Genomic DNA, 25,951 nt, shown 5'->3' on the forward strand with positions numbered 1-25,951 from the left:
TCCTTTTTAGAGGAAGTGAAAAGATGAAAAAGGTATTTTATTTTGGCTGTGTCTTTTATTTTTTTATTGGGACCATTCATGTGTTTTTTGGCAGCTTAACGCCTTATTTGCTGTCGAGTTACGATAAGGGTCCCGGGGAATTATCATCTTTAATTTTTTTTCAGTTTATTGGTTTTTTGACAGGTGTTCTGTTATCCCCCATTTTAGTGAGAAAAAAAGGCTATGGCGCTGTGCTGACGATGGGTCTTTTGCTGATGATCGGCTCACTTCTGCTGGGGCTGTTGGTGCCGGGCTGGACAACGCTTGTGCTGGCAGGTTTTTTTCTTGGGAGCGGCGCAGGCAGTCTTGAGACAACAGCCGGTGCGTATGTCATTTCGATGGCTAATAGTGCAAAGCGTATCAGTATTATGGAGGTCTTCTTTGGATTAGGTGCGCTGTTATTTCCGCTAGTGATTCTGCTGACTGTCACAGAACAGACATGGCAGTATGTGTTTTTATTTCAGGTGGGTGCGCTGACATTTTTCCTTATGCTCTGGCTTGTTTTTATGAACAAGCTGCCTCATGGGCAGATGGCTGCCCCTTCCAGAGGCGGGACGCGGAAGCCGTCCTTACTTGTTGATCGAAACAATCGAATGATCGTGGTCATTATGATTTGCTTTGCCTTTTTCTACGCAGGGATTGAAACGAATTTTGCGAACTTTTTGCCGTCCATCATGCTGGAAAAAGGGGGAGAAAATTGGGGCCTCTTTGCGGTCTCTACTTTCTGGACAGCGATCGTCATCGGCAGAACCGTAATTGCGAGAAAGGCTGATCAGCTGCATCCGCTGCGTTTTTTAAAGCTAAGTGCATCACTGATGATTTTGCTGCTTGTGATATTCGCTCTGACAACCCACATTACCGCGCAGCTGATTCTCATCTTTTTCATCGGCCTTTGCGCAGCTGGCATGTTCCCAATCGCACTGACAGCGTCTGCCTTAATGATTGAAAATGCCATCGATGAGGCGACAAGTTATTTTATTGCAGCCGCGAGCTTAGGCGGAGCCTGCTTGTCCTTTTTGATTGGATTTAGTCTGGAATGGGCAGGAGCGGCAAGTGCGGTCTTTGTATTTGCCTTCTTAGCTGTTCTTCTGTTTGCAGCTGCGATTCAAATGAATCGTTCTAAGAAAAAAGAAACGGTACACGCGCAGCAGTCGGCACTGAAAGCAGATCGCTAAGCGGATGACCCAGCGGCTAGTCCACCTGAAATGATGACAAAGGACTTGTACTAAAACGCAGAAAGTTTGAATAACATGTACAAGTCAGCATCAAAAGGAGGACGTCTATGTGGCGGTGTTTTTTGGTTATATCTTTTTAGGGTTGTCACTTTCAGCGCCTGTTGGGCCAGTCAATGCAGCCCAAATCGACAGAGGGATTAAAAGTGGATTTTGGCATGCGTGGATTTTTGGTGTGGGAGCTATGGCTGCGGATATTGTCTATATGCTTCTCATCTATTTTGGTGTCGCCCAGCTTTTGACTGCACCTCTTGTAAAAACCTTTTTGTGGCTGTTCGGCTTTTTCGTTCTGACCTATACCGGCATTGAAAGTCTGCGTAAAATCAATTTACAGGAGAGTCCGAAAAAGGATAGCGGAAACACATCAGTTGGCCATTCGTTCATGACCGGATTTTTCATTTCTTTATCTAATCCGCTCAGTATTTTGTTTTGGCTTGGCATCTACGGCAGCATCTTAGCCAATACGATCGAAAAGTATGGAGCTTCCCAAATGCTCATGTACAGTATGGCTATTTTTATCGGCATGCTGATCTGGGATTTCAGCATGGCGCTGCTTGCTAGTTCGTTCAGGCGTTATTTAAGTGAACGTGTTTTACATGGCTTATCCGTTCTGGCAGGTCTATCGTTACTTGGTTTCGGCGCCTATTTTGGGTATCAAGGGATTATGGCGTTGATTGGGTAGAAAAACAGACTGACACATTCAGTCTGTTTCAGCGCGCGGACAAACCCTCGCATTCTTTGTCAGTCCTGCGCTTCGGTGCTCACGAATGTCAAATTCGCTCCGCTCCGATGCTCGCCCTTCCTAGGGCTGCAAAGGTTTTCGATCACGCTGAAAAGAAGACAAAGGGCTAAAATAAAAAATCATTTTAGCCCTTTGTCAATAATCTGAAGCAGACTGACACATTCAGTCTGTTTTTTGTAAGGATTGACAGACATAACACATTCTTGAATAATGATGGAATAGAAAATGGATTGAAGGAGCTTCTGCTATGCGACTGTTTTTGCCAGTATTCAACTATGTGTGTATGTTGATTTTATCAGTCATCACAGCAACATTCGTTTATACGTTTTTATTCATGCCGCCTGAAGTGGGCTTTAGTTATGTGGAGATGACCAGTCTGTTCATTTTGCTCGCTTATGTCATTTTTGCTGCACCGATTCAGCTTGTTTTACACCGGCATCCTAAGAGGTTTTCGAAGCCGTGACTTATTGATTTATTTTATTGCGGCATGGGTAGTTTGTTCGGCTTTGGCTTTATGGATTGATTATGGGCTTGTTGTGTTCATCAGCTATAAAGTCTATTTGTTTAGCTTCTGCGCAGCCCTTATTTATTGGGTGCTGGATTCCGTCTTTTTGATGGAGAATCCATCGTAGGTATGACGAAAGGCTCTCTATTAACTTTCACTAGTCTGATCATAGGAAACCCATCTTGTCATACGCTAGGAAGTCGTGGAAGGACAGTCACCACAGCCATTTGCACCTCATAGGCTATGGAGAAGACACTAAAACGAGGTGTAAGGAAATGGCCCAGCTGTATGCGAAAAGTTGCCTTGATCAAAATCTACGATCACTAGAAGAATGGAAGCAGGATGCTTTCACACAATTTGGCGAGATGGTAGGAGATGAAGCCGATACATTCCCTTGTGTACCCGGAAGACAGGGATTTTTTCTCGATCATTTACGCTATGGGTTTGTTGGTGACCCGAGGGAAGAGGAAGCGGTGGATGAATTAGCCCAGCTGCTGAGAGAATATCAAGGCTGTGCGAAAGAAACCGGTCAATATGCTTCATTTATCTGTTTTTTTGAAACACCGCAGGATTTAAAGGAAAGCTCGCTTGAAGAGTTTGAGCAGCAGTTTTGGTCGCTGCTTCAACGGCTGCATCATAAAGATGAAGAACCGTGGCCTGAGGAGATTTCGCTAGATACTCATCATCATGAGTGGGAGTATTGCTTCCATGGGGAAGCGTATTTTATTTTGTGTTCCACTCCTGCTCACAAACTCAGAAAAAGCCGCCACTTCCCTTATCTCTTGATGGCATTTCAGCCTAGATGGGTGTTTGAGAAATTGAATGGATCGACCAAGTTTGGACAAAAAATGAGCCAGCTCGTTCGCAAGCGGCTCAAAGCATATGATGAGGTCAGTGTTCACCCATCATTAAAATGGTACGGGGACCCGACCAATCATGAATGGAAGCAATACTTTCTCCCAGATGAAGAGGCGGAGAAACCAGCCTCCGCCAAATGTCCATTTACTGCATTAAAAAACATGATGAAATTATGATGCGGTCTGATCCTGCTTCCACTTTTTCCTCATAAATAGCACCATGATGGCAATCACTGCAATGATCCCAAGGCTGATAAAAAAGCCAGGTCGTCCGCTTGCCTCTGTTAATGTGCCTGATACAGCGGCTCCAATTAAGAGCAGCGCAAGAATCATTTCGCACGTTTGGCGGGTGGATGGCTTGGATAGCTTTTTACTTGAGAACAGAATAAAAATCCATGTGTACAGCAAGGTAAGACCGGCTGCTGTTGTGAGATGCTCGTAGATGTGTTTGGACAAAAAGAGTGCAAGCAAAATCGAGACAATTAAGCCAGCAGCAGTTAAGATAATCGAAGACCATCTCACATGCGAAGGATCTTTTTGTTTAAAACAAGCAGGTGCATCCTGATGCTCTGACATTGTGCCGAGCAGCGTTGTGACCGCATAGAGAGAGGCAACCAATGTCGAAAAACCAGCAATAATGAAAATGCCATTAAAGATATGAAGAAAGATCGATAAATGAAACGGCTCTAATGAAGTAATAAATGGACTGCTGTTCTCATTAAAAGCTGTCACTGGGACAAGCAAGAGAGCAAGTCCGATCGAGACGATATAGATGACCGCTAGAATGATCAGCATGACACGTCCAGCTTTTGCCGCATCCTTCGGGTCCTTTAAATGAACCGCCATCAGCCCCATGACTTCAATTCCCCCAAATGCATAAAACGCATAAATCAATCCATTCCAAAGACCAAGCGGACCAAGAGGCATCCATTCGTGATCCTTGTTAGGCAGATGAAGGGTCGGTTTATGTTCTGTCAAAATGCCGAATAATACAAGCACCGCAAGAATCATAAATAGAAAAATCGCCGCTGTTTTCAGTACCGCAAGAACATTTTCTGTCTTTTGAAAAGAAGAAAGCCCAATGATAATGACGAGCAGGGCAAGAGCGGAATAAATCGCAGAAAACACCCAAAGCGGAACAGAAGGAAACCAGTGGCGGGTAAACAGAGAAATGGCGGTTAACTGACTTCCTGTAATCAGCATTTCTGCAAACCAATACACCCAGCCATTGCTAAACCCTGCCCAGCGTCCGTATGCTTTACGAGCATAGGAACAAAATGACCCTTTATCAGGATTATCGGCTGTCATCGCAGCTAAATGTTTAAAGACGAGATACGTTCCGGCCGCAGCAAGCAAAAAGGAGATGCAGACGGAATAACCGGATTTTGTAATGGCGATGCTGGAACCAAGGAAGAACCCAGTGCCAATTGTACAGCCGACTCCGATGAGAGAAAGCTGCCACCAAGATAAAGATTGTTCTTCTTTCAATGCAAGTGCAACACCTTTCTATTTCATGACATTAGCTTGTGACCGCGTCTTTTTTTTATACATGATCAAGGGGACATTTTGGGCATACTGTCATGGAAAGGAGTGCATGTGATGAACGGAGAACACGTCATTTTACCAAAGGGTAGACTCGGCTTTCGTTTAGGAAAAGGCCAATGTATGCGAGTGGTTGATGTCGAAGGCCAGCAAGTAGCAGATGTGATGGCCTATCATGAAAAAGATTTTTATGAAAAATTTGACCAAGGTGCGACGATGGACAGTTTGTTCTCGTCTAAAGTGAAAAAAGGCGATAAGCTTTATTCTAATTTATATAAACCGATGTTTACGATCATTGAAGATACAGTAGAATGCCATGATTTATACATGCCCGCCTGCCGGCAAGAGATGTATCAGCTTTTATACGGCCGGACGCACTTAGAGGTCATGCATACATGCTACGACAATTTGCGGACTGCCTTTGAGCCCTTTGGAATTCCAAAGGAGGATATGTACTATCCTTTTAACGCCTTTATGAATACAGTCATTGATGAAAAAGGAAAGCTGTCTGTGGAGGAGCCAAAATCGCTGCCAGGTGACTACATTCGCCTGCGGGCTGAAATGGACCTCATTGTGGCCGTGTCCGCATGTCCTGCTGATATTGGGAAGTGTAATGGATCAAGCTGTACATCTATACGGGTAGAAATTGATTAAAAATGAAAAGGACCAGTCCATAAAGACGTGGTCTTTTTCACTTGTGAATGTTTGATCATCTAAGAAATAGGGGAACGTCTAACAAAATGTTCTTGATGAAAACATGGTATAATGGAGATTCAAAAAACGTTGTTAAATCAATGAATTGTGAGTAAAACCTGTTCTCTTCATGTAGAGGATGCTTAGGAGGAAAAGTGTATGAGTTTGCAGAAAAAGATCAGCCAAGAGTTGCATGTGCAGCCCTCAATTGACCCAAAGCAGGAGATCGAAAAACGGGTTGGATTTCTAAAGGAATACTTGAAAAAAACCGGGGCAAAAGGATTCGTACTCGGCATTAGCGGCGGGCAGGATTCAACGCTTGCCGGACGTCTTGCACAGCTTGCTGTCAGTGAGCTTCGTCAAGAAGGAAAAGAGGATGCGGTCTTTATTGCGGTACGCCTTCCGCATGGTGTGCAGCAGGATGAAGATGATGCACAGCTCGCCCTATCATTTATTCAGCCAGACAAGTCGTGGAAATATGATATTGCACCTGCCGTGTCAGCATTCAGTGATCAATATCAAAAGGAAACGGGCGGCCCATTGTCTGACTTTAATAAAGGGAATGTCAAAGCACGCATGAGAATGATCGCGCAATATGCTGTAGGTGGTGAGGAGGGATTGCTTGTCATCGGTACAGATCATGCAGCTGAAGCAGTAACCGGCTTCTTCACGAAGTATGGTGATGGCGGTGCAGATGTTCTCCCGCTCACAGGTTTGACAAAACGCCAAGGCCGTGCGCTTTTAGAAGCCCTAGAAGCACCGGAACGCCTGTATTTAAAGAAACCAACAGCCGATCTGCTGGATGATAAACCTCAGCAAACGGATGAAACAGAACTCGGCATTACGTACAATGAAATTGATGATTACTTAGAAGGAAAACCAGTGTCAGATCAAGCCGCCGAAGCGATTGAAAAGCGTTATGTTCAATCAGAGCATAAACGCCAAGTACCCGCTTCCATGTTTGATGACTGGTGGAAATAAAAAAGAAACCTCTCCAGAAGATGGAGAGGTTTCAGCGTGTAGACAAACCCTCGCATTCTTTGTCAGGTCTGTGCGCCGGTACTCACGAATGTCAAATTCGTTCCGTTCCGGTGCTCGTCCTTTCTAGACTGCAAAGGTTTTCTATCACGCTAAAAAGAAGACAAAAGGCTAAAATAAAGATCATTTTAGCCCTTTGTCAATAATCAGAGACCTCTCCAGATGGAGAGGTTTTTTTATGTCGAATTTCAATTGGGTTTGACAAAATAACCAAAAATTCATTAAATTAGTAGAACGATCTACTTAAGTCAATTTAACTAAATATTGCTTTTTTTGATCAAAAAAATAAAAAATAATTAGTTCGATTCACTTAATTTCTCTTCTATTGACAGTATTTTCAGAAAGATTATTGACGAACGAAAAGAATGCGCTTACAATGAAACCACATTCCGAAAAGTGAAATTATATTCCGCTGGATGGAATAAAAGGGTGATTCACCTCCAAATAAGAAGCTAAAGGAATGATTGACGCAATGAAAAATCGAAGTGCACTGGAAATTTACAAAGAGGGAGGCGCTTGGTGGGAGACTGAGATTAGTCATATTCAAAAAAATTCAATTGAACTACGAGGGTATCCGATTGAAGAACTGATTGGTGAATTGTCGTATCCACAAATGCTCTATTTACTGCTTGTTGGTGAATTATTGGATGATTCAAAAGCAGCTCTTTTTGAAAGTGTTCTTGTCGCAGGTGCGGATCATGGACCAAGAGCGCCATCTATTGCAGCAGCTAGAATGGCGGTGACTTGCGGCATTTCGTTTAATTCCTCTGTTGCAACAGGGGTGAATCTATTAGGTGACATTCATGGCGGAGCCGGAGAGAAGGCCATGCGCATGCTATACGAGGCCAAAGCGATCTACGATGATCAAAAGGATATACAGTCTGCGGCAAAGCAAGTGTGCCAAACATGGTTAAATCGCAAGGAAAAAATCCCAGGAATCGGCCATCAGCTTCATGATGATGATCCGAGGGTGAGACGTCTATATGAGCTGAGTCACACATATGTCCAGCAAGGTCTTATCAGCGGCACATATTTACGGTTAGCCGAAGCAATTAGGCATGAGCTTGAACAACTGAAAGGGAAGAAAATCACGATGAATATAGATGGTGTATCTGCTGCCATCCAATGTGAATTAAACATTCCAGCAGAAGCAGCAAAAGGCATTTTTTCCTTGTCCAGAGGAATGGGCATCGTGGCGCATGCATATGAGGAGCTGACAAAAGGAGCCCTCGTGAAAGGACCTTGTCCGAATGAAGAAAGATTGGTTCGTTATGCAGGACATGGAACGCGGCACTTGAAGGAGGGAGAAAAAATTTGAGTGGTTTAAAAGCGTTGTCATATATAAACGGCGAGTGGCTGGATATCGGTCGTGTGAAAACAGATATCATCAATCCTTACTCAGGAGAAAGGCTCGGTACATCCTATCTCGCCTCATCAGAAGACATAGAACAGGCACTTTCTAGTGCGCAGCATGCTAAAAAACAAATAGCGGGAATATCGGCAATCGACCGCTCAAAGCTTCTAACAAAAGCAGCCACCTTGCTTGAAGAACAAAAAGACCATTTTGCAAAATTGATTTCGCTAGAATTAGGCAAACCGCTTAAAAATACAAGAGATGAAGTTTCGCGATCAATCGAGACGCTGGCGCAATCGGCGGAAGAAGCGAATCGATTAATAGGTGAGACCATTCCTGGCAATGTATCATCGCGCGGACAGGGAGCAATGGCCATGACATTTAAAGTACCAGTCGGAGTTGTGCTGGCGATTACCCCTTTTAATGCACCGCTCAACTTAATTTGTCACAAAGTCGGTCCGGCCTTTGCGGGAGGGAATGTCATCATTTTGAAGCCTGCACCGCAAACATCAGCTGTTGCCACAGCGTTTGTCGAACTCCTTCTCGAAGCAGGATTTCCTGAGGCTGGTTTGCAGCTTGTGATTGGCGGAGTCGACGCCGGGAAACAGTTAGTCACTGATGAAAGAACGAATCTCATCTCTTTTACCGGCGGGGCTGCCGGAGGCGAACACATTACAACCTCTGCGGGATTAAAAAAGGTACTGCTCGAACTCGGAGGGAATGGAGCGACGATTGTTCATCACGATGCAGATATTGAACAAGCCGCATCCATGTGTGCCAAAACAGGCTTTAGTAATTCCGGTCAAAGCTGTATTTCTGTTCAAAGAATTTATGTCCACCAGGAAATGATGCCGTCGTTTACTGAGGTATTAAAACAAAAAGTAGAGCAGCTTGTTGTTGGAGATCCGCTGTCCAGCGAGAGTGATATCGGCTGTATGGTCGATGTACAGGCCGCACAGCGTGTTGAGGCATGGATACAAGAGGCAGAGAGCATGGGTGCCCAGCTTTTATGCGGGGGGAAAAGAAATGGAGCGAGCATCACACCGGCTATTTTGCTAAACCCTCCGAAACAGGCCAAGGTCGTCTGTGAGGAAGTGTTCGGCCCAGTTGTCAGCATTCTCCCTTATGAGGAGCTGGAGGAGGCAATTAAAGAAGCAAATGATAGTCGATATGGTTTGCAGGCAGGGATCTTTACGAATCAGCTGGATGTGGCATTACACGCAGCAAAAGAGCTTGAAGCTGGCGGGGTTGTCATCAATGGGACATCGAATTTTAGACTGGATCATTGGCCTTATGGCGGGATTAAACGAAGTGGCCTTGGAAGAGAAGGTCCGCGTTTCGCCATCGAGGAGATGACCGAAACCAAAATGGTCGTGCTTCCAAATGGTCTGTGAAAGGGGCGTATGGATGTGAATGCATTTCAGCAAAAGGTAAAAAGTGTGCAGGAAGGCGGTCAGCCAATGATTTGTACGCCGCTCATCGGACAAACAAAGGAAGAATTGTTTCATGAGGTCGAGGTGTTAACAGAGAAGAAGCCTGATGTGATCGAGTGGCGGGCGGATTTTTTTCATCACCTTCATGACAAGGATCAAGTGATAGAAACCCTTAAGGGAATGGTAGAAAAGGCAAAGGACATCCCATTTTTATTCACCATTCGTTCTGAAAAGGAGGGAGGCGAAAGGATATCACTCTCAGAATCTGAGAAGGTTTCTCTGCTAGCCGAGCTTTGTTCCACACAGCTTGTGGACGCCGTTGATTATGAATTCATGCATGATGTGACACATATACAGCAAGTCAGTCAGGCTGCTAAAAGACATGGCGTTACCTTGATTGTGTCGTATCACGATTTCGATCGCACCCCTGAGGTGGATCGTCTCGTGCAGCTATTCGTCAATGCAGAATCAGTCGGCGCCGACATCGCAAAGATCGCAGTGATGCCGCATTCCTATGACGATGCATTAACACTGCTCTCGGCGACCAGCCATGCGAAAAAGCAGCTCTCAATTCCCATTATTTCCATGGCAATGGCGGAATACGGGGCTTTTACAAGAATGATTGGCGGGCTTTTTGGTTCTGTGATGACCTTTGCTGTAGGGAAAGAAAGCTCAGCTCCCGGGCAAGTGGCGATACAGGATTTGAACAATGTTCTATCTATTGTGTTTTCAAAGAATAAGTGAGTAGCAGATTCATAGCTGCACCGTGAGAGGAGAGAAACATGAAGAAGAATATTTCTACACAGGTTATTCAGTACTTAGAAAATCGGGGAGTCGAGCATATTTTCGGTCTCTGCGGTCATACGAATATTGCTTTTTTATCAGCGCTTGAAAAAAGCTCGATTCAATTTGTAAATGTCAGACATGAACAGATAGCGGCACATGCAGCAGATGGTTATGCGCGGGCAAAGAAACAGACGGCTGTTGTTCTCAGTCATCTAGGACCTGGACTCACCAATGCCGCAACAGGGGTAGCGAATGCAGCACTTGATTCCATTCCAATGGTTGTCATTGCAGGAGATGTTCCAAGTCATTATTACGGAAAGCACCCACATCAAGAGATCAATCTTCATTCCGATGCCTCTCAATACGAAATTTACCGGCCGTTTGTGAAAAGAGCATGGCGAGTCGATATTCCAGAATTATTTCCAGAGATTTTATCAAAAGCATTTCAGTTAGCTGAAAGCGGCCGTCCTGGCCCGGTGCTTATTTCTGTTCCAATGGATGTGTTCTCAAAAGACCTAGATGTGTCCCTGTTTGAACAAATCAACCATCATACACACACCATTGAAAAACCTTCTATTGATGATCAAACGGCCAATCGGATATTAGATCGATTGCTGCAGGCAGAAAGGCCGCTCTTATATGTAGGGGGAGGCATTTTATTAGCTGATGCAGCTGAAGAATTAAAGGCATTTTCTGACCATCTAAGTATCCCTGTCGCCCATTCTTTAATGGGGAAAGGAGCCATGCCGGATGATCACCCAATGACCCTTGGAATGACAGGATTTTGGGGGACGAAATTTATCAATGATCAGTGCAAAGAGGCGGATTATATATTGGCTTTAGGCACTCGTTTTGCTGAAGCTGATGCGAGCTCGTGGGAATCAGATTATACGTTCCGCTTCCCATCAACCAAGCTCATTCATATTGACATTGACCCGAATGAAATTGGACGTAACTATCCTGTTGAAATTGGAGCAGTAGCCGATCTTAAGCAAGCCTTGACTGTACTCAATCGAGTGGCGAGAGAAAGGCTGCCAAAAGGACTGAATCGTCCTGAATTGAAAAAGGAAATTGCGGCATATCGTAAGGATTTTCACGCTAGCAATCTGACGAATATTCAAGATGAATCCTTCCCAATGAAGCCGCAGCGTATTTTGCAGGAAGTGCGGGAAGTATTGCCGCCAGATGCGTTTATTACAACGGATGTTGGCTGGAACAAAAATGGGGTCGGACAGCAATTTCCAGTGTTGACGCCAGGAACCATTTTAACGCCAGGCGGCTTTGCAACGATGGGATTTGGAGCCCCTGCCGCACTTGGGGCGAAGATTGCCCAGCCTGACCGTGTTGTTGTGTCACTCGTTGGAGACGGCGGCTTCGGTCAAAATCCATCCGTTCTCGCAACAGCCGTTGAAGAGAACATTCCTGTTGTGTGGATTGTGATGAATAACAGTGCATTTGGCACAATAGCCGGCTTGCAAATGGCGCACTATGAAACGACGTACGGCACTGTTTTCAGAAAAGATGGAGAAAGCTATTCACCAGATTTTGCTGCCATTGCGAGAGGTTATGGAATGAAGGGGATTAAAATCACCTCTGCTTCTGAATTCAAAGAAGCTTTAGCTGAAGCCATTGCTTCTCAGGAGCCTTGCGTTATTGATGTCGCAATGAAAAATGATCCTGTTCCTACGGATGGACATTGGAATATTAATGACATTTATTCACCAAATTCAAAGCGCTCACATGTCAGCGTGAATTAATCAGAACGAGGGAGGAATTAACAATGAAAATTAAAGTATTGAATCCGTTTCAAGATGGGAACCCATTATGGTTAGGCTTAGATCGTCCAGAGGAGCAAATGGTTCGAAAGGTATTTCAAACCATTACACCGGATACAGTTGGTTCAGAACATATGATGGCGGGTCTCACCATTTTTGAACCAGGGGAAGCAAGTTCAGTGCACAATCACCCGGGTTCAGAGGAATTTGATTTTGTGATTAAAGGATCTGGCGAAGTCATTTGTGATGGAGAAAGGCAGTCCTTTAAACAAAATGATTTTATGTTCATTCCTGACGGTGTCCCGCACCAGCATGTCAATACAGGAGATGAACCTTTATGGCTCATTTGGCTCTACACACCGCAAGGGCAGCTTCCGAAGGATTAAACAACTGTACCGGTAAGCCCTCTTTTTGAATCATCAGGGCTTTCCGGGTCAATCAGAAAGATGAAAAGGGCTAAAATTAGGAATGATTTTAGCCCTTCATCACTTGAATGAAAGGGAGTCAAGCAATGAATATGAACACACCGCTCGAAGGAATAAAAATATTAGACGTCTCTACGATGATTGCTGCACCCTATGGCGCGGTGCTTCTAGGGGATTTTGGAGCAGAGGTCATCAAAGTTGAGATTCCTGGCAAAGGCGATACGCTGCGGCATGTCGGTCCTTTTGCAGATGGGGAACCACTTAGATGGTCTGGTCTCTCACGGAATAAGAAATCCCTTACACTGGATCTGCACAAAGACGAAGCAAAAGACATTTTTAAAAAGCTTGCGGGTCAGGTCGATGTGCTGATTGAAAATTTCCGCCCTGGCACCCTCGAAAAATGGGGCGTTGGGTACGATGTGTTAAAAGAAATCAACCCTCGTTTAATTATGATTCGTGTATCAGGTTATGGTCAAACGGGCCCGTTTAAGGACAAAGCCGGATTTGGAACACCAGCGACGGCGTTTAGCGGCTTTACATATATTCAAGGGTTTCCAGACCGGCATCCAGTCAGCCCTTCCTTTTCTCTCACTGATTATATTGCTGGCATCTATGTGGCGTTTGCTACTGTGACAGCGATGTATTACAGGGATACACATCCAGAAGGAACTGGGCAAATGGTGGATTTGGCCCTCTATGAATCTGTGTTTCGTATGTTAGAGTTTTTGGTTGCAGAATATGACAAGCTTGGGAAGGTGCGTGAGCGTTCACCGGGGTTGAGTGGACATTCAAGCCCTGCCGGCACCTATGAGACAAAGGATGGTCATTATTTGGTTCTTGTGACGAGTACAGATTCGACCTTCAATCGATTGGCAGAGGCGATGAATCGATTAGATTTACTAGAGAATGAAAAATTCGCGGTCAATGCATCCAGGCTGAAGCATAACAAAGAAATGGATGCGATCGTCTCTGAATGGATCGCGTCGAAAACAAGGGATGATGTATTAGAAATTTTAGATACACATGGTGTTCCTGTGAGCCCAATCTTAAGTATTCGGGATATTTTTGAGCATCCGCAATTTAAAGCACGAGAGAATATCGTCGAGGTGCATCACCCTCGTCTTGGAAAAGTGAAGGTGCCTGGGATCATTCCGAAGTTTGAAAAAACACCTGGAAGTATCCGTCACATTGCACCTGATTTAGGCGAACATAATTATGAAATTTTAACAAATATGCTTGGCTTAACAGAAGAAGAGTGTAAGCAGTTAGAAGAAAAAGGGGTAATTTAATACGCTCAACCGAACCGCACGCTGCGGAAACAAAGGAGGATGGTTATGAAAGTGCATTCAGAACTGAAGGGGAATGAATTGCAGCCCGCATATGTGAAACCAACGAAAGCCCGTTTTGGCATATTGATTCTGTTGTTTTTTATTACCGCTATTAATTATATTGATCGAGCCAGTGTATCCATTGTTGCTCCTGCAATTCAATCTTCATTGCAATTAAATCCTGCCTTATTAGGCTTGATTTTTTCAGCATTTAGCTGGACATATACAGCGATGCAAATACCAGGCGGTTTTATTCTCGATAAATTTGGCTCAAAGGTAACGTATGGGATATCACTTGTTACTTGGTCTATTTTCACAGGCTTACAGGCGTTTGCGAACAGCTTTGCCTTTTTATTCGGCTGCCGTTTGTTTATTGGGATTACAGAATCTCCCGCTTTTCCTGCAAATAACCGTATTGTCACCACATGGTTTCCAAGGCGGGAACGGGCTTTTGCAACAGGTGTTTATACTGCTGGAGAGTATGTGGGTCTTGCATTTGCGACACCTCTTCTATTTTGGATCATGACGACTTTCGATTGGAGAACCGTCTTCATTACAGCAGGTGCGCTCGGTATCATATTTGCTTTCTTTTGGTACAAGTATTATCACGAACCGAAAGAGCATCCGAAGATAAATGAGGATGAGTTAGAATTAATCCGGCAAGGCGATGGGCTGACAGTCGCATCACAGGAGAAGCTGAAATGGGCAGACTTTGCCGCCCTTCTAAAATATCGTAAATTGATCGGGCTTTATATTGGCCAATTCTCTGTTGCGTCTACCCTTTTTTTCTTTTTAACATGGTTTCCGACCTATTTGGCAGAGGCGAAAAATATGGCGTTTCTCAAGGTAGGTTTTGCTGCGTCTCTTCCTTATATTGCTGCATTCTTTGGGGTCTTGTTTGGAGGTTATGTGTCTGATTGGCTGCTTAAAAAGGGCGTATCAGTGAATGTAGCGAGAAAGCTGCCAGTAGTGGTTGGCTTGCTGATGACGAGTACCATTGTTTTAGCAAACTTTACAACAAATATCCCGCTTGTGCTGACCATTTTATCCATCGCTTCATTTGCGCAAGGACTGTCTAATATCTCTTGGACGATGCTGTCTGAGGTGGCACCGCGGGAAATGGTGGGGCTGGCTGGCGGCGTATTTAACTTTTTTGCTAATTTAGCTGGGATCATCACTCCGCTGATTATCGGATTCATCGTGTCGGCGACAGGCTCTTACAATGGAGGCATTTTATTCGTCAGTTTAGTCGCTTTAGGCGGGGCATTGTCGTACATCTTTATCGTAGGTAAAATTGAACGTATTCAATTAAAGCCATAGAGAGAAAGCAAAAGAGAACTCAAGGATGAGTTCTCTTTTTTATGTATAAAAGATAACGGTGATGATCGCTGCACATGCGATACCCATGCTGATATAAAGGCTGGCAAACCATATATTCCAGCGAGTGATACGGTAAGGATTGACCTTCATCAAATCAGCTAATAGGGAGACAGAAACATTAAAAGGACTAAACATAACAGTTGATGTGCCAGCAACGATCAGCATGATGGCAATGGGAAGAGCAGGCAGTTCATGGAAGACTGGTGCCATCATGCTGACTAACAAAGCAAGTGAGACGAGCGGGTGAAAACCGCAAAGGGCGGTGATCAGAAAATACAACCCAATGACACAATAAACCCAAATGGCATGGTCTGATATACTGACAATAAATGCTTGAATCGGCTGCATACTGTTTGTCGCAAGGAGCATATCAACAAAGAAGCCTGCACTTAAAAATAGACACATATAGTTGGAGAGCTGACGGGTTCTTTCTTTCCAATGAGGCACAGAGACAGCGATATATTGTTTTCTTTTTTTGATAACAGAAGAGAATAATAGAGCAAATGGAATAATCGTCAGTACTACAGCGAATAAATAGCCTTTCCCAATCCATGCATCGACAAGTGAGACGACTGTCATAAAACCTAGCAGCATGAAAGCGAGCTGAAGGGTTTTTCGTTTAATTCGATGAGGATTGGCGTTTGTTTCTGAAGACTGAATGATGTTTGGTAATCGTTTGCTTTGACGAGAAAAAAGCATCCAATCTATCGCCAGCACGACGACCATTAAACCAAAAGTAATAGGTGCAATTTGATAATATTTTAGTTTGGTTGCATCAATGGTGACGCTTACCAGTACTTCAACAGGACTCCAGCTTAAACATAATGCATATGACCTTAAGAGGTTGCGTGTATAAAGATGTTGTTTCACTTGTTCTTTTAGGGATTCAAGCGACGGTTTGAGCGATGTATATAGTAAAGGAATCGTCGCGATATTTAAAAACATGCCGAGTATATGAGTGACAAATGAACTCTTGCGATAAAGCTGATTTGAGCTCGTTGTATGCAGTGTGAGCAGTTTATTTAATTGTGTATCGAAATGTCCAACATGTATGAGAGAATGAATAAAAGGCAGCATGAAAAAGAGAGAAAGCAAGCCCAGCATGGAATGAAAGTGAAGAAAAAACGTGTGCAAAGGCTGGCCGGATAAGAAGAATAAGAACAACCCAATGATGAGAAATACAGCACCTGTTTTCAAATAAAGCCCGCTTGCTTTCTTAAAAGAAATGGTGAGCGAAGCAGCGGCCAGCAGACCAACAAAATAGGAGAGTATGGGAGCAGGAAATAGTTGATGAACTATATATAGACTGATAAGAAGTGTAAAAACGAGCAGGTACATTCAAATATCTCCTCCATCAAATATCTTTATTGATTTTATTCCGACTGGTGGAATTTGTTTTCTTTTAGTGGAACGTTTAAAATGGATTATAGCAAAATCGATCGTTGATGTCGATAAGAAATCAAAGGGGAAAAGGAGAAAGTGAATATGACTGATAAAAAGTCAAAAGAAGAATCAGGACTGCGTACAGTTCAGCGTGCTTTGGATATTCTGTATTGTTTTAGTGAAGAACGTCAAGAGCTGACGCTAACGGATATTTCAAAAGAGATGAATTTAGCAATGTCTACGACAACGAGACTGCTCAAGGCACTTGAAATGAATCATTTTGTGGAAAAGAATCAAGAAACAATGAAATACCGATTGGGTCAAAGGCTTTATCTCCTCGGATACATTGCAGGGAAGTCCATTAAATTGAGGGAACTGGCTAAACCACTCATGTACTCACTTCGTGATGAAACAAAGGAAACCGTCAATCTGTATGTACTGGATTCAACAAGCAGGGTTTGTATTGAACAAGCGGAAGGGCTGCAATCGATTCGGCATCTTGTCAAGATTGGTGAGAAGCTGCCATTGTACGCAGGTGCAGGCGGAAAGGTATTATTGGCATTTCAAAGTGAAGAATTTCAACAAAAGGTATTTACGTCTGAGGCTGATCATGTGGTGAAGGGTGATTGGCAAAAGGAACGTAAACATATTCTTGACACGTATACTTCTTGCAGCATCGATGAGCGCGAGGTAGGATCTGCGGCAGTAGCGGCACCAATCTTTAACATTCATGGTGAAGTGAAAGCCTGTTTATCCATATCTGGTCCAACCCATCGGTTTACTGAAGAAGTCATTCCTCAGTTGCAGCAAAAAGTGAAAGAACAGGCACAGCGGCTTTCTGAACAGCTCGGCTACGTCGTCAAACACAATTTTTAAGATTGCCTATCTTTTCGCGCTCCATTTATCATATAATAGAAACATTATGTAGCATTCCTTGTCGTAGGGAGGACGTGTCACGACCATGAAAATCAATAGAGAAATTCCTGTAAGACAGCGGAATATTGTCCTCATTGGCTTTATGGGTGTTGGGAAAACAACCATTGGGCAGCTGGTTGCCAAAAAGCTATATAGAGATTTTATTGATGTCGATCAGGAGATTGAGAAAAAGTACAACATGACGATTCCAGAGATGTTTCAGCAAAAAGGAGAAGCATTCTTCAGGCAGGCTGAAAAGGATTATATCGTCGATTTATGTGAACATACACAGCTCAAGATCGTTTCCCTTGGAGGCGGTGCATTCAAACAGGAAGAAATCAAACGCGCCTGCTTGAAGCATTGTACCGTTCTTTTCCTTGATCTATCGTGGGAGAATTGGAAGCAGCGGCTTGATATTTTAATCGAAAACCGCCCTGTTCTTCACAACCGGACACTTGATGAGATGAAAGAGCTGTTTGAAGAGCGCCGGGAGATTTATTCTCTTCATAACTCAAGAGTGGAAACAGATCATTTAGAGGCTGAGGAAGTCGCCAATTATATTGTGGACACACTCAAGCTTGGCTGGGATTTATATTCGAAATAAAAAAAGTCTACCGTTTAGGGTAGACTTTTTCTATAAGGTCAATTCTTAATTCCTTGAAGCAGTGCAGCTTTTAAACAGAAGGAAATAGGCTGATGCTGTGCATCGAATTGAAGCTGAAACAGCTGCTTTGTGTCAGAGTCTGCGGCTTGAAGGTGGGAAACGATCTCCTTTTGAATATTCTCTGGCGTGCGACCACGTATAATCCAGTCCTGATAATCAATATGCAGATCCCAGTAACGACTCTCTTTCTGAGTCAATTGGTTGTCATCGAAAAGCTCTTTCCATTCTGATAACGAGCTTTCCCGCACATGAGAAGGGTCTCTCAGTCTATTTAAGTGATTAATAAATGAATCCTGTGCAGGGTTTTCAGGTGCATAATGGTCGACGAGCAGAAATTGGCCGCCTTTTTTTAAGACTCGACTGATTTCCGACATGGCTGCCGGAAGGTTTGGAAAGTGGTGAGCAGCAAATCGGCACGTCACGAAATCAAATGATTCATCAGAGAAGGGCAATGCTTCTGCGGCTGCCTGTTCAAAAGTAATATGTTTTAGTTGGCGTTCTTCCGCGAGTGCTGCGGCCACCTCGATCATTTTTTGTGTGACATCAACGCCGACCCCTTTAGAGATAACGTCTGAAAAGGAAAAAACGGTATGTCCTGCCGCGCAGCCAATATCAAGTAAATGCTCATGTCCCTTCGCATTTGCTGTTGATTTCATCCATTCCAGCTCTTCTCCGGCTGCAAATATAGGTGAATCTCGATAGTTCTCGGCATTTTGTGAAAATTGGTTTTCGGCTTTAGCATATGGATTCATTTCTTTTCCCCCTTTGTGGTCTCTTTATCGTAGAATTCCTTCTGTTATTTGTCTAAGACATAAAAGATATGACATGGATAGTTAAAACCTATGAGGTGATGAAAGTGGATATACGAATGATGGAATATGTCATTGAAGTGTACCGGCAGCAAAGTTTTACAAAAGCAGCGGATCAACTTCATATTGCACAGCCTTCTTTAAGCCAGCAAATGAAGAAGCTGGAAGAGGAATTAGACACACCGCTATTTATTCGAAAGTATGGACAAGTAACGCCCACACCTCAAGGGAGACGATTCATTAAAAGGGCTGAGAATATTTTGAAGGAAAGAGATGATTTGCTGAGTGAAATGGGAGAAGCAGCTTATGAAATCGGGAAAGAGCTGAACATTGGAGCGCCAGCAGTGACTGGGGGATATGTCTTGCCCGGTTTATTAAAAACCTTTTGTCAAACGTATCCTCATGTTCACGTTCAACTGATAGAAGAGTCTCCTCGTGAGCTCGAAAAACGTCTATTGGCTGGAAAACTGGATTTGGCTATTTTATCTATGCCTGTCGAGCATGAATCATTGAAAACGAAACAAATGCTGACAGAGCCGCTCCTTCTTGCAGTTCCGCAAGCTGCTCAGCCATGGTTATCAGAGGAATTGAACGAGATCATCAAGCAAGCAGGGCAAAAAGCGTCCGGTCACGAAATCGTTCCCTTTCAACTTCTTGAAGGTATCCCATTTATTATGCTGAAAGAGGGATACGGTTTTCGGCAAGTGGTCATGGAACTGTGCCGTCATCACGGTTTTCAGCCAAAAGTGGCTTTTGAAACAAGCCATATTCAAACAGCACAGGCATTGGTCAAAAACGAACTAGGTGTGACCGTTGTGCCGAAAATGGTGGCACAAGAGGATAGGAACGGGGTCATTTATTTACACATTGATTCATGCCCAACCCGCACACTTGTGTTTGCATATGTGGAAGAAAGGTATTTAACGAAAGCCGCTCAAGCCTTCATGGACCTTTATCAGAATCAAGGGAAAGCTTAAACAAACGTTTAATTAAACGCAAAAAGCAGGGGAGCACCCTGCTTTAAGATTGTTGACAAAGGGCTAAAATGATCTTGATTTTAGCCCTTTGTCTTCTTTTCAGCGTGATAGAAAACCTTTGCAGTCTAGGAAGGGCGAGTACAGGAGCGGAGCGAATTTGACATTCGTGAGCACCGGAGCGCAGACCTGACACCGAATGCGAGGGTTTGTCTACACGCTGAAAGCAGGGGGGCACCCTGCTTTTTAATATAAGTCCAGACGCTGATCCGTCATAACCGGAATTTGCTGTCTGACTTCATCCACCAGCTGAAGATCAATTTCCGCATAATAAATATCTTCGTCATCTTTTGTTTCAAGCAGGATGCGGCCGAGTGGATCAATTACCATAGAGTGTCCAGGGAATGCCGTGTCTCTGCTTGTGCCTGTTCTGTTAACAGCAATCATAAATGACTGGTTTTCAATCGCTCTTGCGATGAGCAGGCTGCGCCAATGGTCCACTCTTGCTGACGGCCATTGTGCCGTATTGACGAGCACCTTCGCTCCTTTGTTCACAAGTGTTCTGGAAAGTTGCGGGAAGCGGAGGTCATAACAAATCATCGCACCAATCGTCACATCTTCACCATAGTCAAATAAACCAAGCTGATCACCAGCGGTTAAATAGTTGTGCTCATCCATTAAGCGGAATAAATGAATTTTATCATAATCTAACACAAGCTCACCTTGGCGGTTAAAAACATACATTGTGTTGGTAATGTGTTCATCTTCTGTCCGTTTATTTAATACACTGCCTGCGATGAGATACACTTGGTGCTTCCGTGCAAAGGAGGAAAAGAGCTGTTTTGTGCGTTCACCGTTTATATCCGCAAGCTGATCGGCTTGTTCAAGGGCGTAGCCGGTATTCCACATTTCGGGTAAAATGATCAGATCAGGCTGCTCGCGGACCGCTTCTTCTAAAAACGCTTCTGCTTTTCTAAAATTCACTTCAGGTTCTCCAATTTGTACGTCCATTTGGACAAGGGCGATTTTCATATGGGCTCCTCCTTTATTTGCTATATGTCATGTGGAAATCATGAATGTATGTAATGGTTTATTCTAGTCTTCAAGGCCAGTTTCTTTATCATAAAGGTTTCCATCATCTTTGCCAATAGAAATGTCAGAAGGTTTTGTTAAATGACTTTCTCAATCAAGAAATGAGTGGTATGATACCTATAACTAATAAAACAAAGGGGAATAGTATGATATGCAATTGTTCGATTTATCACTAGAAGAGCTAAAAAAATATAAACCAAAGAAAACTGCACGTCCTGATTTCTCAGACTTTTGGAAGAAATCGCTCGAAGAACTGCGCCAAGTGGAGGCAAAGCCATCACTTGAACCTTATGACTATCCAGTGAAAGGCGTCAAGGTGTACCGCCTGACATATCAAAGCTTTGGACATTCTAAAATTGAAGGCTTTTATGCTGTACCTGATCAAACTGGCCCGCATCCAGCGCTCGTTCGTTTTCATGGCTATAATGCCAGCTATGACGGCGGCATTCACGACATCGTCAACTGGGCGCTCCACGGCTACGCCACATTTGGTATGCTCGTCCGCGGTCAAGGCGGCAGTGAAGATCAGACAGTGACACCAGGCGGTCACGCTTTAGGGTGGATGACAAAAGGCATTTTATCAAAAGAGACCTACTATTATCGCGGTGTTTATTTAGATGCGGTTCGTGCACTCGAAGTCATTCAGTCCTTCCCTGAAGTGGATAAACACCGGATCGGCGTAATTGGTGGAAGCCAGGGAGGCGCATTAGCGGTAGCAGCAGCAGCTCTTTCAGATATTCCGAAGGTCGTCGCGGCAGATTACCCTTATTTATCAAACTTCGAGCGTGCAGTGGACGTGGCATTGGAGCAGCCTTATTTAGAAATCAATTCATACTTTCGGAGAAATAGTGACCCGGAAGTGGAAGAAAAGGCATTTGAGACATTAAGCTATTTTGATTTAATCAATTTAGCTGGATGGGTGAAACAGCCAACATTGATGGCGATCGGTCTGATTGACAAAATTACCCCGCCATCTACTGTGTTTGCGGCATACAACCATTTAGAAACAGATAAAGACCTTAAGGTATATCGCTATTTTGGACACGAGTTTATCCCGGCTTTTCAAACAGAGAAGCTCTCCTTCTTACAAAAGCACTTACTCAAATAAAAGAACAAAGAGGCCGCTCTAGGAGGGCCTCTTTTTTAATAACTCGTATTTTGTCTCGTTTTTTCATCAGGCACTAACGCGGTGATAATAAGGGCAAGAGCTGTGATGATATGAAGGATGAATCCAAGTATCGGAATCCAGGCGAGGCAGGATGTGATAATCCCAATGATGCTGCCAATCATTGGTCCTTGGTCTCGCTTCGATAAGACGAGTGTGATAATATGCAGAATAAGCATGACCATGAGCGGTGAATAGCCATTGCTAATAATAAATAGGCCTCCGATGACAGGGATGGCAAGACAGGCTTCAAAAATTCCGGTGATCCATTTCATGATGCGAGATATAGACATGAGATCCAACTCCTTTTTCATATATGTCTTATTCGTATTTTACCAAAACGTGAAGAAGTCATGCAGATTTCTATAGAAAGAGTTGATGGATGATGAGAGAGAGAATCAAGGAAGAGCTGAAAATCATCGAAGAAACGTATGACGTGAAAATTTGCCTCGCGGTCGAGTCAGGCAGCAGAGCATGGGGATTCCCCTCGACTGATAGTGATTACGATGTTCGTTTTTTATATGTTCCTCGAAAAGAATGGTATTGGGCAATGGAAGAACATCGTGATGTCATTGAACGGCCGATTGATGATGCGCTTGATATCAGCGGCTGGGAGCTTAGAAAGGCACTTCGCTTATTCAATAAATCAAATCCGTCCATCATGGAATGGCTGTCGTCTGACATCATCTATGCTGAATCTTTCTCTTTGGCAAAGCAGCTAAGAGAATTAAAGGATCGAGCGTTTTATCCTCCAGCATTGATGTATCATTACCTCAATATGGCGAAGCGGAATGAAAGCGGGCATTTACGAGGAGAGCAGGTGCGAATCAAGAAGTATTTCTATGTGCTTCGTCCGCTGCTTGCCTGTCAGTGGATTGAACGATACCGGACGGTTCCGCCGATGGACTTTCATGAACTGCTCGAAGAACTAGTGGAGAAAGGTCCGCTTTTAGCGGAAATCCATGAGCTGCTCAAACGTAAAATGGACGGAGAAGAAATGGATGTAGAGAACCGCCTCGCTTATGTCCATCCATTTATCGACAAAGAGCTCGCGCGATTTGATGAATTGGTGAAAAGCTACAATCAGCCAAAAGACAACCTGATGCAAGAATTAAATGAGCTGCTGCAGTCTACCCTTGATGAGGTGTGGGCGTAAGTAGGAAAGAGCCAGCCGGATCACGGCAGGCTCTTTTTTATCTCTTATTGTGATAAAACCACAAAAAAAGTCAGAATTTTTGTCATCTTCAAATATTGTAGCGGACAGCTTATGAGCTTTACAATAAAGACATAGCTTACAAAGAGTGGGAGGTGCCCTTTATGGAGTCGGTCACAAGAAATTTCTTCTTGTTTTTGTCAAAGAGCAGTCTCTTGAACCATATTGCTCGTAATTGGGGAAGTGCTGTTGCATCTAAGAAAATCATCGGAGGGAAGGACTTTGAGAGTGCCATCCCTGTCATCAAACGATTAAATGAACAAGGAATGGCTGTGACAGTTGATCACCTTGGTGAGTTTGTCACAAAGGCAGAGATTGCCAATGAACGGACGACTGAGTGTATACAAACCATTCAGCGGATTGCAGAGGCGGGACTCAATTCTCACGTGTCACTCAAAATGACATCACTTGGCCTGGATATTGACGATGACCTTGTGTATCGCAATATGAAAAGGATTTTAGATACGGCAGAGAAACACCGTATCATGGTGACAATCGATATGGAGGATGAACAGCGCTGTCAAAAAACGCTGGACATTTTTAAAGAGATGAAATCTCAATATGAGTATGTTAGTACGGTCTTGCAGGCGTATTTGTACAGAACAGAAAAGGATCTTGATGACTTAAATAAGCTGCAGCCATTTTTAAGACTTGTAAAGGGTGCCTATAAGGAATCCGCCGAAGTGGCGTATCCAAACAAAAAAGACGTCGATCAGAATTATCAAAAGCTGATCGAAAAGCAATTGCTCTCAGGGAACTATACAGCCATTGCGACACATGACGATCGAATGATTGAGTTCACGAAAAATATTGTGAAAAAACACAATATACAGACAAGTCAGTTCGAATTTCAAATGCTGTACGGCATGAGATCAGAAACGCAGCAGGCACTCGTGAAAGAAGGCTATCAAATGAGGGTCTATACTCCGTATGGACGAGAGTGGTATGGCTACTACATGAGACGTCTTGCAGAACGGCCGGCAAACATTGCCTTTGCTCTAAAAGGGATGACGAAAAAATAATTTGAAACGGGAGCGTGACAAAAATGACAACACCTTACAAGCATGAACCATTCACGGATTTTAGCCAGGAAGAAAACCGCAAAGCGTTTGAACAAGCATTAGCTAAAGTAACAGAATCACTTGGTCAAACCTATCCGCTCGTGATTAATGGTGAAAGAATTGAAACGAAAGACAAAATTGTTTCGATCAATCCAGCGAAAAAGGATGAAGTGGTTGGAACCGTATCGAAGGCCGGCAAGGAAGAGGCAGAGCAGGCGGTTCAAGCAGCAGCGAAAGCATTCGAAACATGGCGCTACACGTCTCCAGAAGAAAGAGCTGGCGTATTATTCAGAGCTGCGGCAAGCATTCGCCGTAAAAAGCATGAGTATTCAGCCCTTCTTGTCAAAGAAGCAGGTAAGCCTTGGAATGAAGCGGATGCAGATACAGCAGAAGCGATTGACTTCCTAGAATATTATGCCCGTCAAATGCTGGAGCTGGCGAAAGGCAAACCAGTGAACAGCCGCGAAGGCGAACGCAATCAATATGTTTACACACCAACTGGCGTGACGCTCGTGATTCCGCCGTGGAACTTCTTGTTTGCGATCATGGCAGGAACAACAGTAGCGCCAATCGTCACTGGGAATACAGTTGTTTTAAAACCCGCAAGTGCGACGCCTGTCATTGCAGCCCGTTTTGTGGAAGAGCTTGAGCAAGCCGGTCTTCCAAAGGGTGTTGTCAACTTTGTACCAGGAAGCGGAGCAGAGGTCGGGGATTACTTAGTAGATCATCCGAAAACAAGCCTGATTACATTCACTGGATCAAGAGAAGTAGGGACACGTATCTTTGAACGCGCAGCAAAAGTGCAGCCAGGCCAGCAGCATTTAAAACGTGTCATTGCTGAAATGGGCGGTAAGGATACAGTGGTTGTCGATGAGGATGCAGATGTTGAATTAGCGGCCAATGCCATTTTTACATCAGCCTTCGGATTTTCAGGTCAGAAATGTTCAGCTGGATCTCGGGCTGTCGTCCATGAGAAGCTGTATGACCAAGTGGTTGAGCGAGTGAAGGAAATCACAGAAACAAAAACAACAGCCAATCCACTTTCTGCCGATGTTTACATGGGACCTGTCATTGATCAAGCGTCCTTTGACAAGATCACGGATTATATCGAGGTTGGCAAACAGGAAGGCCGCTTAGTCACTGGCGGAACGAGTGATGATTCGGAAGGATACTTTATCCACCCGACCATTTTTGCAGATCTTGAGCCAACTTCCCGTTTAATGCAAGAAGAAATCTTTGGACCAGTCTTGGCTTTCTCGAAAGTCTCTAGCTTTGATGAGGCACTTGAGGTAGCCAACAACACAGAATACGGTTTAACAGGTGCTGTCATTACGAATAATCGTGATCACATCAACCGTGCGAAGCAGGAGTTCCATGTAGGGAACCTTTACTTTAACCGTAACTGCACAGGTGCCATCGTTGGTTACCACCCATTCGGCGGCTTCAAAATGTCAGGAACGGATTCAAAAGCAGGCGGTCCAGATTACCTAGCTCTGCACATGCAGGCAAAAACGATTAGTGAAATGTTTTAATATGGAAAAGCATG

Annotated in this window: 25 protein-coding genes; 20 read left to right on the forward strand and 5 right to left on the reverse strand. The window is 44.0% G+C overall.

Annotated features, from left to right (window positions below; genetic code table 11):
• Positions 1–23: 23 nt before the first annotated feature.
• The 4 genes from EV579_RS14970 to EV579_RS14985 all read left to right on the forward strand — a co-directional run bounded on the left by EV579_RS14970 (position 24) and on the right by EV579_RS14985 (position 3,552).
• Positions 24–1,214 (forward strand): MFS transporter, encoded by a 1,191-nt coding sequence (locus tag EV579_RS14970; RefSeq protein WP_133744720.1) that lies wholly within the window; start codon positions 24–26, stop codon positions 1,212–1,214.
• Positions 1,215–1,323: 109 nt separating this feature from the next.
• The gene (locus EV579_RS14975; RefSeq protein WP_044333548.1) at positions 1,324–1,953 is read left to right on the forward strand and encodes a LysE family translocator; all 630 of its coding nucleotides are present in this window, start codon (positions 1,324–1,326) and stop codon (positions 1,951–1,953) included.
• Between the two features lie 307 nt (positions 1,954–2,260).
• Positions 2,261–2,476, forward strand: coding sequence for a UPF0715 family protein (locus EV579_RS19435; RefSeq protein WP_241743505.1), 216 nt, complete (start codon positions 2,261–2,263; stop codon positions 2,474–2,476).
• A 317-nt stretch (positions 2,477–2,793) separates the two neighbouring features.
• Positions 2,794–3,552 (forward strand): YqcI/YcgG family protein, encoded by a 759-nt coding sequence (locus tag EV579_RS14985; RefSeq protein WP_133744721.1) that lies wholly within the window; start codon positions 2,794–2,796, stop codon positions 3,550–3,552.
• On the opposite strand, the gene EV579_RS14990 is transcribed toward EV579_RS14985, so the two are convergent.
• Entirely contained in the window at positions 3,547–4,863 is a 1,317-nt protein-coding gene (locus EV579_RS14990; RefSeq protein WP_029706583.1) for an amino acid permease, read from the reverse strand. The two genes, EV579_RS14985 and EV579_RS14990, sit on opposite strands and share 6 nt — an antisense overlap.
• A 111-nt stretch (positions 4,864–4,974) precedes the next feature.
• Between EV579_RS14990 and EV579_RS14995 the strand changes: the two genes are divergently transcribed.
• The 9 genes from EV579_RS14995 (at position 4,975) to EV579_RS15040 (ending at position 15,069) form a co-directional block, all read left to right on the forward strand.
• The gene (locus EV579_RS14995; RefSeq protein ID WP_024424336.1) at positions 4,975–5,571 is read left to right on the forward strand and encodes a DUF1989 domain-containing protein; all 597 of its coding nucleotides are present in this window, start codon (positions 4,975–4,977) and stop codon (positions 5,569–5,571) included.
• 198 nt (positions 5,572–5,769) lie between these two features.
• Positions 5,770–6,591, forward strand: a complete 822-nt coding sequence (nadE, locus tag EV579_RS15000; RefSeq protein ID WP_024424335.1) for an ammonia-dependent NAD(+) synthetase — start codon at positions 5,770–5,772, stop codon at positions 6,589–6,591.
• Between the two features lie 517 nt (positions 6,592–7,108).
• On the forward strand, positions 7,109–7,966 hold the full coding sequence (locus EV579_RS15010) for a citryl-CoA lyase (RefSeq protein ID WP_080780825.1): 858 nt from the start codon (positions 7,109–7,111) through the stop codon (positions 7,964–7,966).
• Positions 7,963–9,396 carry an aldehyde dehydrogenase family protein gene (locus tag EV579_RS15015; protein WP_133744723.1) on the forward strand — a complete coding sequence of 478 codons (1,434 nt, stop codon included), beginning with the start codon at positions 7,963–7,965 and terminating at the stop codon, positions 9,394–9,396. Before EV579_RS15010 ends, EV579_RS15015 begins: the two co-directional genes overlap by 4 nt.
• 9 nt (positions 9,397–9,405) lie before the next feature.
• On the forward strand, positions 9,406–10,179 hold the full coding sequence (gene aroD / locus EV579_RS15020; protein WP_133744724.1) for a type I 3-dehydroquinate dehydratase: 774 nt from the start codon (positions 9,406–9,408) through the stop codon (positions 10,177–10,179).
• Between the two features lie 38 nt (positions 10,180–10,217).
• Positions 10,218–11,978, forward strand: a complete 1,761-nt coding sequence (locus EV579_RS15025; RefSeq protein ID WP_133744725.1) for a thiamine pyrophosphate-binding protein — start codon at positions 10,218–10,220, stop codon at positions 11,976–11,978.
• 23 nt (positions 11,979–12,001) lie between these two features.
• Positions 12,002–12,382, forward strand: a complete 381-nt coding sequence (locus tag EV579_RS15030) for a cupin domain-containing protein (RefSeq protein WP_024424330.1) — start codon at positions 12,002–12,004, stop codon at positions 12,380–12,382.
• A gap of 125 nt (positions 12,383–12,507) precedes the next feature.
• Positions 12,508–13,710, forward strand: a complete 1,203-nt coding sequence (locus tag EV579_RS15035; RefSeq protein ID WP_024427254.1) for a CaiB/BaiF CoA transferase family protein — start codon at positions 12,508–12,510, stop codon at positions 13,708–13,710.
• A 45-nt stretch (positions 13,711–13,755) separates the two neighbouring features.
• Positions 13,756–15,069 carry an MFS transporter gene (locus EV579_RS15040; protein WP_025092799.1) on the forward strand — a complete coding sequence of 438 codons (1,314 nt, stop codon included), beginning with the start codon at positions 13,756–13,758 and terminating at the stop codon, positions 15,067–15,069.
• 39 nt (positions 15,070–15,108) lie between these two features.
• On the opposite strand, the gene EV579_RS15045 is transcribed toward EV579_RS15040, so the two are convergent.
• On the reverse strand, positions 15,109–16,467 hold the full coding sequence (locus EV579_RS15045) for a hypothetical protein (protein WP_133744726.1): 1,359 nt from the start codon (positions 16,465–16,467) through the stop codon (positions 15,109–15,111).
• Between the two features lie 147 nt (positions 16,468–16,614).
• On the opposite strand from EV579_RS15045, the gene EV579_RS15050 reads away from it, so the two are divergent.
• Together EV579_RS15050 and EV579_RS15055 are read left to right on the forward strand one after the other, a co-directional pair.
• Positions 16,615–17,388 carry an IclR family transcriptional regulator gene (locus EV579_RS15050; RefSeq protein ID WP_133744727.1) on the forward strand — a complete coding sequence of 258 codons (774 nt, stop codon included), beginning with the start codon at positions 16,615–16,617 and terminating at the stop codon, positions 17,386–17,388.
• An 85-nt stretch (positions 17,389–17,473) separates the two neighbouring features.
• Positions 17,474–18,031 (forward strand): shikimate kinase, encoded by a 558-nt coding sequence (locus tag EV579_RS15055; protein WP_003214270.1) that lies wholly within the window; start codon positions 17,474–17,476, stop codon positions 18,029–18,031.
• A gap of 38 nt (positions 18,032–18,069) precedes the next feature.
• Here the strand turns inward: EV579_RS15055 and EV579_RS15060 are convergent, their stop codons facing one another.
• The gene (locus EV579_RS15060) at positions 18,070–18,843 is read right to left on the reverse strand and encodes a class I SAM-dependent methyltransferase (RefSeq protein WP_133744728.1); all 774 of its coding nucleotides are present in this window, start codon (positions 18,841–18,843) and stop codon (positions 18,070–18,072) included.
• A 116-nt stretch (positions 18,844–18,959) separates the two neighbouring features.
• On the opposite strand from EV579_RS15060, the gene EV579_RS15065 reads away from it, so the two are divergent.
• On the forward strand, positions 18,960–19,877 hold the full coding sequence (locus EV579_RS15065; RefSeq protein WP_133744792.1) for a LysR substrate-binding domain-containing protein: 918 nt from the start codon (positions 18,960–18,962) through the stop codon (positions 19,875–19,877).
• Between the two features lie 243 nt (positions 19,878–20,120).
• On the opposite strand, the gene EV579_RS15070 is transcribed toward EV579_RS15065, so the two are convergent.
• Positions 20,121–20,906: a carbon-nitrogen family hydrolase gene (locus tag EV579_RS15070; RefSeq protein WP_044333518.1), complete on the reverse strand. Its 786-nt coding sequence runs from the start codon at positions 20,904–20,906 to the stop codon at positions 20,121–20,123.
• A 211-nt stretch (positions 20,907–21,117) separates the two neighbouring features.
• On the opposite strand from EV579_RS15070, the gene EV579_RS15075 reads away from it, so the two are divergent.
• On the forward strand, positions 21,118–22,074 hold the full coding sequence (locus EV579_RS15075; protein ID WP_133744729.1) for an acetylxylan esterase: 957 nt from the start codon (positions 21,118–21,120) through the stop codon (positions 22,072–22,074).
• A 35-nt stretch (positions 22,075–22,109) separates the two neighbouring features.
• Here EV579_RS15075 and EV579_RS15080 read toward each other — a convergent pair whose 3' ends face one another.
• Positions 22,110–22,424, reverse strand: a complete 315-nt coding sequence (locus tag EV579_RS15080) for a hypothetical protein (RefSeq protein WP_024424319.1) — start codon at positions 22,422–22,424, stop codon at positions 22,110–22,112.
• 92 nt (positions 22,425–22,516) lie between these two features.
• On the opposite strand from EV579_RS15080, the gene EV579_RS15085 reads away from it, so the two are divergent.
• The 3 genes from EV579_RS15085 to pruA all read left to right on the forward strand — a co-directional run bounded on the left by EV579_RS15085 (position 22,517) and on the right by pruA (position 25,937).
• Positions 22,517–23,287: a nucleotidyltransferase domain-containing protein gene (locus EV579_RS15085; RefSeq protein WP_133744730.1), complete on the forward strand. Its 771-nt coding sequence runs from the start codon at positions 22,517–22,519 to the stop codon at positions 23,285–23,287.
• Positions 23,288–23,448: 161 nt separating this feature from the next.
• Positions 23,449–24,366 carry a proline dehydrogenase family protein gene (locus EV579_RS15090; RefSeq protein WP_133744731.1) on the forward strand — a complete coding sequence of 306 codons (918 nt, stop codon included), beginning with the start codon at positions 23,449–23,451 and terminating at the stop codon, positions 24,364–24,366.
• Positions 24,367–24,389: 23 nt separating this feature from the next.
• The gene (gene pruA, locus EV579_RS15095) at positions 24,390–25,937 is read left to right on the forward strand and encodes an L-glutamate gamma-semialdehyde dehydrogenase (protein WP_024424316.1); all 1,548 of its coding nucleotides are present in this window, start codon (positions 24,390–24,392) and stop codon (positions 25,935–25,937) included.
• Positions 25,938–25,951 lie beyond the last annotated feature (14 nt).

Origin of the sequence: Bacillus sp. BK450 (assembly GCF_004364885.1) — a bacterium.
Taxonomy (GTDB): Bacteria; Bacillota; Bacilli; order Bacillales; family Bacillaceae; genus Bacillus; species Bacillus safensis.